Genomic DNA, 11,795 nt, shown 5'->3' with positions numbered 1-11,795 from the left:
TTGCTTTGTTTGAAATGTAGAAACTGTTCCTAAATTATTAATTGGATTAAAAGTAACTTTCATCAATTACTCCTCCATTAGTTCATATATAATTTCTTCGTTTTCAGCAACATTATCTTTCACAATTAGACCAGCATTAGCAGAATCACTTAACATTAGAGTATCAGATGTTGCGCTTGCAGAATCTTCCCATAATACCGCAAAATTAGAATTGTAAAAACCTGAAACCACCTGATAACCATGTAAAAACAGATTTATCGGTTAATCTTCTGTAGCTGTCATTTGCAATGTTCCTTGTGAATAAGTAAACGATTTACCATTGATGGTAAACGGTTGACTTAAATCAAGCCCTATCCCTTTTGCGAATTTTGGGAAATGTTGCGCAAACATAGCATCATCATTCATACTATCGACAGATTTTTTTCCTTCCGCTAACCGAGAGAGGCTCATAAAGACAGCCACAAATTCATTTGCCCCTTGATGCTCAGCTTGTGAATAAGACCGATGCCTTTTAAGTGAGGCTGCCTGTTCAGGTGTTAGCCTTGTCCCAGGCGCTGACTCTTTAAACATAGGACTAAAATTAGAATTAAAGCCACCACCAGTCAAAGCCGTGCCATTAAGAGGTTTTCCATTAACTGAGCCTAAATGATAGTACACACCGTTAGTAATATTGATGGCATTTGTTTGTTTATCAACAAGCTGCATAGGCGTCGCTTCTTGATAAATGGCATTACAAGATTGTACAAATTCTGCATATTTTTCACGCGATGCTTTGATTTTTTCTTGTTTAAAATCAGTTTCATCGACTTCTGTTATTTTTGAAGGCTTTTGATTTTGGTTTACTTGAAAACTAGAAATTGTTCCCAGGTTTTTGAGCATAAAGGATTTTATTTCCATAAATTACTCCTCCATTAATTCTTCTGTAGCTGTCGTTTGCAATGTTCCATGTGAATAAGTAAACGATTTACCATTGATGGTAAACGGTTTACTTAAATCAAGCCCTATCCCTTTTGCAAATTTTGGGAAATGTTGCATAAACATAGCATCATCATTCATACTAGCCACAGATTTTTTTCCTTCCGCTAACCGAGAGAGGCTCATAAAGACAGCCACAAGTTCATTGGCTTCTTGTCGTTCAGGTAGTGAGTAGGATTGTCGCATTTTAAGCGCTGCTTCTTGCTCTGGTGTTACAATAGAAGAACCTGGTATTTTCCATATTTTTGGGCTGAAATTCGAGTTGACCCCTCCACTTGCTAAAGGCGTAACATTCAAAGGTTTGGCATTTATTATTCCTAAATTATAGTAAACACCCGTTACAATATTAATAGCATTTGTTTCTTTGTCGACAAGTTGAGTTGGAATTGCCCCTTGATAAATAGCATTGCTAGATTGTAGGAATTCTGCATATTCTTTACGTGAGTTTTCAATCTCAGCTTTTTTAGGATCTATTTCACCTTCATCTATTTGGAAAGGATGAAAGCTTTGATTGGTTTGAAAATTAGCAACCCATCCTAGATTCCCTATTGAATTCACAATAACTGTCATCGGTTATTCCTCCTCTAAATTAACCAACGTTACTTCTTGTTTTTCAACAAGGTTATCTTTATCAGCAAGAATTCCATTAGGTGATTCATTTAACATAAATGAACCAGATTTCGCACTTGCAGAATCTTCCCATAATATAGTTAAATTAGGTTGAATATATCCAAAACTATTAAATTTCGTTGATTTAAAGCTAGTAAACCATATTTGTTTTACAGGTTGACCACCAAAGTTATAGTTGTAAAAACCTGAGTCCATCCAATCACCAGAACCATTTTGAACAAACAGACCTACAGAAGTCGTATTATAATTCATCCCACAGCTTGTGCAAATACTCCAATTTAATTTAGCTGCTGTCACAACGGCTGTATCAGGTATAGAGTTTATATTTCTTAAATCCCAAAAACCATCTTCAGACCATTGATTGAGGCTATAAGCATAAATAGTAGATGGTGAACTTGCGCCAGCGTTATAAGTAGTAGCTGCGGCTGCACTTTGTGGCATAATCAACACTAAAAACAATGCGAAAATTGAGAAAAATGAAGCTAATTTTTTCATAATACGATTCTCCTTTTTTATTATTTTTATATTAATACAATGATTAATATTTAATTGATACAAATGAATAGCACAAATTTTAAAAATCAGATTGTCCATTAATACTTAACTTTTTGTGAAAGGTGTACCAATAATGAAATTTACTTACTCTTCACTAGGAACAGTTAGGGTGAGAGAACCCTCCGTTTTATTTCCTATTAATAAGCTACTAGACCAATATATAGCTTCCAAAAATTTTTCTTTTATTTAAGCTCTTTTACCTAGACAAGTCCTTCAACTAAATTTTTATTCGAAATAGTTACTAAAAATTTCTATTCAATGCTTCCTATAACTGAATTTTTCTGCACTATTTTCTAAAAAACAATTATTCGATTTTACAGGATGATTGATTCTCCAATTACTTCAAATTAACTTCATTTCTATTTCGTACAAATCGTGGGATTACCATAAATTATTCTTATTTTACAAATAAATATATTAATTACCATAATATGTATTGAATTGTTATATTATATACATTACTACATATTTATATTGTCGTCAACATACAAAATCCTATTATTTTGCAAATACTTAAAATAGTTCAAAAAAACAGCAATCAAATAATAAGCTTAAAAAAGGCATTTAACATCTCTAAAAATTCATTATTATTTTCACCATTTAAGAAAAATAATTGTTGAAGGTTATAAGTGAGGAAACACCATCTTTTTATTAAATGGCCTCCCTAGCATTACGAAATTTATTAATTACCTAAACCTCCTATTTGACTTCATTGTTTGATAAGCTTGCACTTAATGAAACAATAAAGAAAAGCATGCCTAAATGAAAGCATGCTTCTATTTGAAGTTCTGAATTGTCGCCAGCTATTAAGCAACGGGACAACAAACCATTTTATTAAAATTTACGTATTAAAGCTATTTCAGTGTTTTGGACATGATAATATCAATCTGCTCCTCATCCCCCATATAAAAAGAATGTGCGCCAGTTTGGACAAAACCCAACTTTTTATAAAAACCAATGGCATTATCATTCCTTTCCCAAACTCCTAGCCAAATCATCTTTTTGTTTTGTTCAATAGCCAGTTCTATCGCTTTATTGATTAGATATTTTCCAAGCCCTTTACCTTGAAATTTATTTCTAATATAAATCCTTTCAATTTCAAGTGACTCATCACCCATTTTTTCGGATTGGGCATCATTTATATTTATCTTTAAATATCCAGCAGGCTCTTCATTATAATAGATGAAAAAGAAATTCGAAGAAATCGAAGACAATTCTTTTTCCAATTGTTTAAGGCTAAAGGCTCTTTCCAAATAAGCCTTCATATTTGCGGCTGAATTCTGATCTTTAAATGTATCATTGAACGTTTCAATACTTATTTCTTGAAGTAATTGTAGATTTTGTTGATTGCACTTATTTATTTTTATAGTCATTTACGATCAACCCCTATAGTTCAATTTTACCTTGGCGTAATTGTAGCTGCCGCTTTGCTTTCGCTACAGATAAACAATGCGTCCAGATTTTGAATTGTGCACACAATTCATTCCTTTGAAAATCCGTGATATCCGCGGTATAGGCTTTATCTTTATTCAATTCAGTAGGTGTGTTTTTACCACTATGTTTCCGCTACAAAGAACATTTGCTGAATGAAGATAAAATTAATAATTTCTCTTGTTCCCCTTTTTTACAAATTCCCAATCAATTTCTATATTTTTTCTAACTTTTTGGAGAAGTTGAAAAAGGACTTCTCCTTCACTTTCTGAAAGTCCCGCTAATGCGACACGATTTGAATGATCATTTTCCCTTTTTATAAATGGAAATACCTGTTTTCCCTTATCTGTTGGAAAGAGTTTTTTTATTTTTTTGTTGTGTTCATCATCTTTTTTTTCAACAAAACCATGAACCTCCAGCTGTTTTATTGCACGGGCTGCGGTTGTTCGATCTACTTTAATCATCTCAGCTAACTTTTCTTGAATGATTCCCGGGTTTTCACATATTCGAACAAGGTACAAATATTGTCCTTTTGTAAGGTCTAATTCTTTAAATTCTATATTACTTATAGAATCTAATGCCCTAGCAATCATTCCAATCTCTCGTAGGATTTCTTTCATCACTATCTCCTCACATTTTTTGTTGTAAATACAATAAAAAAGGGATATATTTAATATAACCGATTTTTGTTGTATTTACAACAAAAAGAGTAAGGATAAAGAGGTAAAGAGCAATGAAATATATCTTTTATGTAGTAGGAATATTACTATTAACCTTGGGTATTTCTTTGACAATACAATCAGATTTAGGGACCTCACCTTTTGATGCCCTATTAGTAGGGCTGTCCAAAAGTGTAGGACTTACGGTGGGTAGCTGGGAGGTAATAATCGCTTTAATAATAGTAGGTTGTAATTCACTTTTACAAAAACAAAGGCCAGAAGTTTTGGGGTTGCTAACAGCATTGATCACGGGTATAGGAATTGATATGTGGCTGCTCTTATTGCACAATTTTGTAACACCCGAGTTATGGTACAGCAAAATTGTCTATTTTAGTATCGGCTTAGTAGTTATCAGTTTGGGAACGGCAACTTATTTGCAAACAAATTTTGCTCCAATCCCCGTAGACCGATTAACATTCATCATCCAAAAATTAACTAGAACCAATATATTTTTGGCAAGGACATTTATTTACCTTGTATTCTTAATAATGGCAATGATTTTACATGGACCAATCGGCATTGGAACTTTATTAACCGTTTGTTTTGGAGGACTATTACTAAATTATTTTATGCCAGTTACTAAGAAAGCTTTCGAACACATTTTTAGTTACGCTAGTACATTACCAAATGATCCTAATGATTAGATAACGTAAGTTCCTCCATACTTTAATACATTTCTCTAAATGAATAGTGCTATAATAGAAGAAATTTATTTAATCAATTACGTCCCAGCGTAATTGCGTCCGGATTTTTTTGAGCTAGCTCGAAAAGCTCCTCTTCAAAATCCGTGACATCCACCAGGGGCTTTGGGCCAGCATGATGTTGGTCACTCAGTCGTTGCCACAGGACGTGGCGCTCTTAGACTGAGTTCTGCTATTTCAGAGGACGTTTGCACGCCACTGAATAGGAAAAAACCACATTCATCTCACCACCTTTAGAGGTGGAAGTATTCTGCTGAATAAAGATAAAAGAAGGTACGTATATGGAAATACGACAGCTTGAGTATTTTTTAATACTGTGTAGGGAGCTTCATTTTACAAAGGCTGCCGAAAAATTGAATATTTCTCAGCCTACGTTAAGCCATCAAATTAAAGTATTAGAAAATGAACTTGGCATCCCACTTTTCGATCGTCTAGGGAAAAAAATAGCTATTACAGATGCTGGTAAAATTTTGTATGAGCAATGTACCCATATATTTCGAGCCATTGACAATACAACAAACCAAATTATTGAGCTTAAGGAGGTAAAAGCAGGGAAATTAGTTATTGGAACTTTACCTGGTGAATTAACAAATTTAGTGTCGGATTATTTGTTAGACTATCATCTGGAATATCCAGATGTGCAAGTCTGCATAAATAGCTCGGATGATGTGCTAAAACAATTTAAAGACAATAAAATTGATTTTGCTATTTCCTATAAACAAGAGTATTTCGATTATGAGGAGGAGCAGCTTAAAATCATTCCCTTATTTACAGAGGAACTACGGTTTGTTGCTCATAGCAATCATCCATTAGCAGCTTCTAATACAATACCTTTTCAGGATATTTTAGAGCTCCCACTTATATTATTTCCAACAATTCACCAATGTAGAAAAGTAATTGATCGTGCAGCTCATAAAGAAAAGCTTCATGTCAAGCCTAAGATAGAGACAGCAAGTATAGACGCTATTTTTAAATTAGTAGAACAAAATGTTGGGGCAACAATTATTTCCAAAACACTTTGTAATTTACATCCATCGACTGCAATTTGTGAGCGCCCTATATGCAATCCTCCATTAACAAGAGAAATTGTACTTCTTTATAGAAAAGATAAATTTATTAATTTTGCTGCGAAAGCTTTTATTCACCTTATGGTAGAGGGACTTGAAAAAACAGGATTGTCCATTTCAGAAAAGAGTAAATGGTTAATTCAAACGTTATTAAAGTCTCCATAACAATCATAATCCACTGTACTTAGCATATTTGCTGAATGAAGTGGATTTTGATTTTGTCTTTGCAAGTTGAACAGATAAGTGCCTCTTCTAATAAAATGTGGTATGCAATGATTACCAGCCTTCTCTAAGGGTGCAAGATAATTGTGCGAAAGCTGACAGCCATCTCTTCATGTCATTGACCTAATAATTTTTCGACAACATGAAAAGCATAAGATTTTCAATAGATAATTATTTCGATAGAATAATTTAAGCTGCGCAACAATCATGATGCTTATCACAACAAGTAAAAACCAAGAGCTTATTTTACCAAAATGGACGATTTCCCATGAAATTTCTTGATTGGGATAAGACCATGCCCCAAAGAACGTTGCAATATTTTCGGCTACCCAAATGAAAAATCCAATTAAAAAGAATGATATAACGATCGGCATTTTATAAATTTTTTTGCGCACTGTAAATTTGACAATTGTACGGTAGAATACAATAAAAAGAGCAGCCATTAAAAGCCATCGAAAATCATAAATAAAATGATGGGTAAAAAAATTTAAGTAGATCATGGCTCCAAGTGGGATTGCAAAATAACTCTTTGGCCAGTTAACGATTGCTAAATCAAACCTGCGCCAGGCTTGACAAATATAGCTTGCCACACTGGCATACATAAAACCACTATATAAAGGCACACCCCAAATTTTTGTCCACGTTTCTTCTGGATATGACCAAGAGTTAAAATTCACTTTATATATTTCTAGTACAAGCCCAATCATATGTAATAGAAAAATAACTTTCAATTCATCTTTTGATTCCAATTTAAATTTATACATAAGATATTGTGCAAAAAGACAAATGATTAATATAAAGTCGTATCTTGATACGCCAGGTATTTGGATTGCGTTTGAAAGTGCAAGTGTCATAAATATAACAACAGGGAAAATACAAGATAATGATTGATGATAAATAAAGTAAGCTATATCTTTAAAAAAACACTTCAAATTCATTCACCTCAATAAGACTAACTTCAAACTCTTGTTAGAAGAATATAAAATATTTTATCAAAAATCAATATATTTTTATTGATAATCAACAAATTAATTAGGCTGCATCTTGGAACTAAAATATGCGAAAAACGTCTTTTCTTTTCTTCATTGGTGGTAATACTTACATACGTCATAAAAAACCCGATAGTTAGATTTCTTATCTAACTATCGGGTGATAAACTCACTTCTGCTATTTTAATAATTTCAACAAACTATGAAAACAGGTATCCTTATAAAATTTATGTTGTTCTTCTAAATCACATGTGACGTTCAGTAGCCTATAGTACGATGTAACCATCTGCTATTTATATTTTATCGATGCTAGATGGTTGCATTGTTTATGATGTCAATGAAAAAAGAATTAAGTTCAGTATTTATACCGAACCTAATTCCTTTTCAGTTATAGAATTTCTTTCAAAATTTAAATAACCTTATTTTACACCACTCGCCCCAAACCCAGACGTTCCACGAACAGTAGGCGATAATTCATTTACTTCTAGTAGTTGAATTGTTGGCACAAGCTGAATGACCATTTGCGCGATACGCATTGACTTTTCTACTATAAATGCTTCTTTACCATGATTGATTAAGATAACGCCTATTTCGCCTCTGTAGCCTTCATCAATTGTACCAGGACTATTTAGAACTGTTATACTATGTTTTAATGCTAGTCCGCTTCTTGGACGAATTTGAGCTTCCGTTCCTTTTGGTAATTCAATTTGTAAGCCTGTTTTAATTAGTTTAGCTTGTCCTGCTGGTATCTCTGCTGCCTCAATTGAATAAAGATCCATTCCAGCATCACCTGGATTGGCCTGCATCGGAAGCATTGCATCAGCATGTATTCTTTTGATTTTTACGTCTAAGTTCATTATTTTTCATCCTTAACGATTAAAATTAAATGTGTCGTCTGTAATCGGTGCTACTTTTGCCTTTGCATAAGTCGAGCCCTTTTGTGAAAAGAAGTCATATGTGGAGCCTTCATTACGAATACCATTCATAACAATCGGATTGACTTCTTCTTCTGGGAACATTGATTCAAAGCCGACATTCATTAACGCTTTATTAGCATTATAGCGTACATAGGCTTTGACTTCAGGAGATAATCCTGTTTCCGCATAAATATCATCCGTATATTTCATTTCATTTTGATATAAATCTAGTAATAATTCATAGCCCCATAAATGTAGCTCTTCTTGTTTTTCTTTTGAAAATTTCTTGAATAGATTTTGAGCAAAAAATCCAACTGCGACACCATGGATGGATTCGTCGCGTAAAATAAGCGAAATAATTTCAGCACTGTTTCGTAGGAAGCCTTGTCCTCCTAAGTATAGCGGGTAGAAAAAGCCAGAATAGAAAAGGAAAGATTCAAGCATAACGGAAGAGAACATCGCTTTCCATAAGCTTTCTGGATTGTTTTCTTCAATACTATTATAAATGTCTGCAATTTTATTGGCCTTATATTGCAGAAACTCATTTTTCTTAACCCATTCAAATAGCTCATCTATTTCTTCGTTTGTACAAAGCGTTGTGAAAATATAAGAATAGGATTTAGCATGGATGGCCTCAAATGCATCAAAAACAGTTAGGACCGCCTTCTCCTGTAAATCGTCTGTATAAGCGGCCACACGATTCATCCCTATATTTGTTTGGACGGTATCCAGTAACGTTAATCCTGCGAACACTTTTTTATACGTGTCTTGATGCTCAAAGCTTTTCCACTGTTTAATATCTTTGCTGACCGCAATTTCTTCAGGAAACCAAATTTGCTTCCATTGCTGGTCCCAAAATATTTGTGCAAGTTCACTAGTTGCCTTATTCCAATTGACTGCCTCATATATTATATTTGACATGCTACACACTCCTCTAAGCTTTGTAAACGTTGGCGAACATAGTAAACGGACTTAATTCCCTTTGTCCATGCATAAATGTATACTTTCGCTAATTGTTCTGTAGTCCAATTGTCAGTTACATAAAGCGTCATCGAAATGCCTTGGTCAACATGTTTTTGAGAGGCTGCATATAAATCGATTAAGTCATATGGATCAATATCGTATGCTTCTACATATAAATGACTGTTTTCATTTGTTAAATGTGGCATTGGATAAATTGTTCGGCTATCCGCATAATCACGTACCTCTACGCGCTCTGTACAAGGAGCAATAGAAGCCGTACAGCTACGGATGTAAGAAATACTTCCAGTAGGTGCAATGGCCAAACGATATGAATGAAATAATCCATATTGCATAACATCCTGCTTTAAATTCTCCCACATTTTTGCTGTTATGATCGGAATATTTCCAAGCGCTTTTAGGACAGCAGGTGACAGCTCATCCTCTGTTTTATTTATATATTGATTAAAGTAAATACCTGAAGCATAATCACTTTCCTCAAATCGGTAGAATGTTTCGCCTCTTTCTTTTGCCATCACCATTGAAGATTTGAGTGAATAATAATTCATCGCCTCCATAAAATAGTCCATAAAATCAACGGAATCCTTAGAGCCATACATGATTCCCTCAGTAACAAGATGACCGTGGAGATTCATACAACCAAGCCCTACTGAATGCATTAATTTATTTGCTTTTGCAACAGGTGGTACATTCTTGATATTCGTCATTTGTGACACATTTGTTAATAGATGCATAGCTGTATCGATTAATGTTTCAAAATTATTTACTTTGCTTGCTGCATGGATATCAATTGAACCTAAGTTACAGGATACATCTAGCCCATATTCATTCGGCACATCTTGGTCAGTAATAATACTTGTTTCTTGAACTTGCAAGATTTCTGTACATAAATTTGACATTTTCACACGACCAATATTTTTAAGCGGATGCACGTTATTGACATTATCATCAAAAATTTCAAATGGATAGCCCGATTCAAATTGCGCTTTTTTTACCTCTGTATAAAGCTTACGTGCATTCAAGCGCTTAATTTTACGAATTTTCTGATTATCTAGCAACTCGTAATACATTTCTGTAATTGAAATTTCAGACATACGTTTACCATATTCTTTAAAAATATCATAAGGACTAAACAATACAATATCTTTATCACGTTTCATAAGTTCAAAGAAAATACTTGGTATTATAATGCCTGTTGATAGAGTTGCGAGACGAATTTTATCATCAGCATTTGGTTTTTTGGATGAAATAAAATTTTCTATATCAGCATGAAAAATATTTAGATAGACTACGCCCGAGCCATTTCGTTGTCCAAGCTGATTGGAATAACTGAAAGAATTTTCTAATAGTTTTGCTACTGGGATTACACCACTTGCACGATTTAGAATTTCTTTAATTGGATCTCCTAAAGGACGTAAATCTGTTAAGTTTACTCCAACTCCACCACCAAGGCGTGATAGCTCCAAACAATACCCTATATTTTCAGCAATACTATTCATAGAGTCATCCATTGATAATTTAAAGCAGCTTACTAGTTCTCCACGTGCTTTCTTTCCACTATTTAATGCCGTTGGAGTTGCCGGCTGATACGCTTCCATCATCGCTTCAACAGAGCGTTCTGCTAATATTGTGTCGCCTTGTGCTAAGTACAAAGCAATAATAACAATACGGTCCTCATATTTTTCTAAAATTTCTTCCCCATCACGACTCTTCATGGCATAACTATCGTAAAATTTACTTGCACTCATAAAGGATGGGAAACGGAAATGATAATCATATGCCTTTTTGTATAGCTTTTTAATAAATTCCATCTCATACATATCGATAAATGCTTTTTCATAATAACCCTCATCGACTAAATAACGGATTTTTTCTTCAATATCAATAAAGTAACGTAGACGCACGTTTACATATTCTAAAAAGTAGCGGCGTGTTGCTTCTCGATCCTTTTCTAACTCTAATTGACCTGTTGTACTATAACGATTCAGTACATCATTATTAAGCTTTAAATATGTTTTCACGCGATGACCCTCATTTCATAAAACGTTTGTATTGCATCATAATCAGTTTGATTTCCTCGTAAATCTAATTTACGCACTAGAGGCACATGATACTTTGCTGCAATTTTCTCGCCAGCAGCGCCAAATACTGTATGTCCGAAATTACTGTTGCCGCTTACAACTACTCCCTTACAGTAATTCCCGTTTTGTTCTAAAAAACGAGCTACCTTTGCAGGGATATCACCTAATCCGTCTGTGTATGTTATTAAAAGGTAGGGCTCACTCAACAGTAATTCCTCAGACAGCTCCATTGATTTCCCCTTTAATTTTGAGACAACATTTCGGACATTACCTGTACGACTAGCATAAATAATCATAGTGAAATCAGCTCGATTTGAGAAACAATTTCCTTAGCATCTCCTATAAATGTCTCATTATATTCAAGTACTGGCACGCTTAAAAAGCCTGCATCTATAATAGTTTGCTTTGCTTTTTCATCATGATCAATATTTACAATTTCCGCTTCAATTCCTACTCGATGTAATTCAGATTTTACCCAAAGACATTTAGGACAAATTGTTTTTGTATAAAGTTTCATATAAATCCCT

Annotated in this window: 13 protein-coding genes; 2 read left to right on the top strand and 11 right to left on the bottom strand. The window is 33.9% G+C overall.

What is annotated here, in order from left to right; genetic code table 11:
* Positions 1-261: 261 nt before the first annotated feature.
* The 5 genes from QNH24_RS07455 to QNH24_RS07435 form a co-directional block, all read right to left on the bottom strand.
* Positions 262-897, bottom strand: coding sequence for a hypothetical protein (locus tag QNH24_RS07455; RefSeq protein WP_283871446.1), 636 nt, complete (start codon positions 895-897; stop codon positions 262-264).
* A 3-nt stretch (positions 898-900) separates the two neighbouring features.
* The gene (locus QNH24_RS07450) at positions 901-1,545 is read right to left on the bottom strand and encodes a hypothetical protein (RefSeq protein WP_283871445.1); all 645 of its coding nucleotides are present in this window, start codon (positions 1,543-1,545) and stop codon (positions 901-903) included.
* A gap of 3 nt (positions 1,546-1,548) precedes the next feature.
* Positions 1,549-2,100 carry a hypothetical protein gene (locus QNH24_RS07445; protein ID WP_283871444.1) on the bottom strand — a complete coding sequence of 184 codons (552 nt, stop codon included), beginning with the start codon at positions 2,098-2,100 and terminating at the stop codon, positions 1,549-1,551.
* A 914-nt stretch (positions 2,101-3,014) separates the two neighbouring features.
* Positions 3,015-3,533 carry a spermidine/spermine N(1)-acetyltransferase gene (gene paiA / locus QNH24_RS07440; protein WP_283871443.1) on the bottom strand — a complete coding sequence of 173 codons (519 nt, stop codon included), beginning with the start codon at positions 3,531-3,533 and terminating at the stop codon, positions 3,015-3,017.
* 225 nt (positions 3,534-3,758) lie between these two features.
* Positions 3,759-4,211 carry a MarR family winged helix-turn-helix transcriptional regulator gene (locus tag QNH24_RS07435; RefSeq protein ID WP_283871442.1) on the bottom strand — a complete coding sequence of 151 codons (453 nt, stop codon included), beginning with the start codon at positions 4,209-4,211 and terminating at the stop codon, positions 3,759-3,761.
* Positions 4,212-4,324: 113 nt separating this feature from the next.
* Between QNH24_RS07435 and QNH24_RS07430 the strand changes: the two genes are divergently transcribed.
* Positions 4,325-4,954, top strand: a complete 630-nt coding sequence (locus tag QNH24_RS07430; RefSeq protein ID WP_283871441.1) for a YczE/YyaS/YitT family protein — start codon at positions 4,325-4,327, stop codon at positions 4,952-4,954.
* A 338-nt stretch (positions 4,955-5,292) separates the two neighbouring features.
* Positions 5,293-6,243 (top strand): LysR family transcriptional regulator, encoded by a 951-nt coding sequence (locus tag QNH24_RS07425; protein ID WP_283871440.1) that lies wholly within the window; start codon positions 5,293-5,295, stop codon positions 6,241-6,243.
* 167 nt (positions 6,244-6,410) lie between these two features.
* Here the strand turns inward: QNH24_RS07425 and QNH24_RS07420 are convergent, their stop codons facing one another.
* The 6 genes from QNH24_RS07420 to QNH24_RS07395 form a co-directional block, all read right to left on the bottom strand.
* Positions 6,411-7,232 carry a DUF817 domain-containing protein gene (locus tag QNH24_RS07420; RefSeq protein WP_283871439.1) on the bottom strand — a complete coding sequence of 274 codons (822 nt, stop codon included), beginning with the start codon at positions 7,230-7,232 and terminating at the stop codon, positions 6,411-6,413.
* Positions 7,233-7,708: 476 nt separating this feature from the next.
* Entirely contained in the window at positions 7,709-8,146 is a 438-nt protein-coding gene (gene dut, locus QNH24_RS07415; protein WP_054771183.1) for a dUTP diphosphatase, read from the bottom strand.
* Between the two features lie 12 nt (positions 8,147-8,158).
* Entirely contained in the window at positions 8,159-9,127 is a 969-nt protein-coding gene (gene nrdF, locus QNH24_RS07410; protein ID WP_283871438.1) for a class 1b ribonucleoside-diphosphate reductase subunit beta, read from the bottom strand.
* On the bottom strand, positions 9,115-11,208 hold the full coding sequence (gene nrdE / locus QNH24_RS07405; RefSeq protein ID WP_283871437.1) for a class 1b ribonucleoside-diphosphate reductase subunit alpha: 2,094 nt from the start codon (positions 11,206-11,208) through the stop codon (positions 9,115-9,117). Before nrdE ends, nrdF begins: the two co-directional genes overlap by 13 nt.
* The gene (nrdI, locus tag QNH24_RS07400; RefSeq protein WP_283871436.1) at positions 11,205-11,564 is read right to left on the bottom strand and encodes a class Ib ribonucleoside-diphosphate reductase assembly flavoprotein NrdI; all 360 of its coding nucleotides are present in this window, start codon (positions 11,562-11,564) and stop codon (positions 11,205-11,207) included. Before nrdI ends, nrdE begins: the two co-directional genes overlap by 4 nt.
* Positions 11,561-11,785, bottom strand: a complete 225-nt coding sequence (locus tag QNH24_RS07395; protein WP_283871435.1) for a glutaredoxin family protein — start codon at positions 11,783-11,785, stop codon at positions 11,561-11,563. The genes nrdI and QNH24_RS07395 overlap by 4 nt, the downstream gene beginning before the upstream one ends.
* Positions 11,786-11,795 lie beyond the last annotated feature (10 nt).

The sequence above is a fragment of the Lysinibacillus pakistanensis genome, assembly GCF_030123245.1.
In the GTDB taxonomy this organism is placed as follows: Bacteria; Bacillota; Bacilli; order Bacillales_A; family Planococcaceae; genus Lysinibacillus; species Lysinibacillus pakistanensis.
This window is presented reverse-complemented; position numbering and strand designations above follow the sequence as displayed.

Coding starts and splice junctions, on each gene's coding strand:
- QNH24_RS07455 (WP_283871446.1), bottom strand. CDS start 897: ATGGAAATAAAATCCTTTATGCTCAAAAACCTGGGAACAATTTCTAGT.
- QNH24_RS07450 (WP_283871445.1), bottom strand. CDS start 1,545: ATGACAGTTATTGTGAATTCAATAGGGAATCTAGGATGGGTTGCTAAT.
- QNH24_RS07445 (WP_283871444.1), bottom strand. CDS start 2,100: ATGAAAAAATTAGCTTCATTTTTCTCAATTTTCGCATTGTTTTTAGTG.
- paiA (WP_283871443.1), bottom strand. CDS start 3,533: ATGACTATAAAAATAAATAAGTGCAATCAACAAAATCTACAATTACTT.
- QNH24_RS07435 (WP_283871442.1), bottom strand. CDS start 4,211: ATGAAAGAAATCCTACGAGAGATTGGAATGATTGCTAGGGCATTAGAT.
- QNH24_RS07430 (WP_283871441.1), top strand. CDS start 4,325: ATGAAATATATCTTTTATGTAGTAGGAATATTACTATTAACCTTGGGT.
- QNH24_RS07425 (WP_283871440.1), top strand. CDS start 5,293: ATGGAAATACGACAGCTTGAGTATTTTTTAATACTGTGTAGGGAGCTT.
- dut (WP_054771183.1), bottom strand. CDS start 8,146: ATGAACTTAGACGTAAAAATCAAAAGAATACATGCTGATGCAATGCTT.
- nrdF (WP_283871438.1), bottom strand. CDS start 9,127: ATGTCAAATATAATATATGAGGCAGTCAATTGGAATAAGGCAACTAGT.
- nrdI (WP_283871436.1), bottom strand. CDS start 11,564: ATGATTATTTATGCTAGTCGTACAGGTAATGTCCGAAATGTTGTCTCA.
- QNH24_RS07395 (WP_283871435.1), bottom strand. CDS start 11,785: ATGAAACTTTATACAAAAACAATTTGTCCTAAATGTCTTTGGGTAAAA.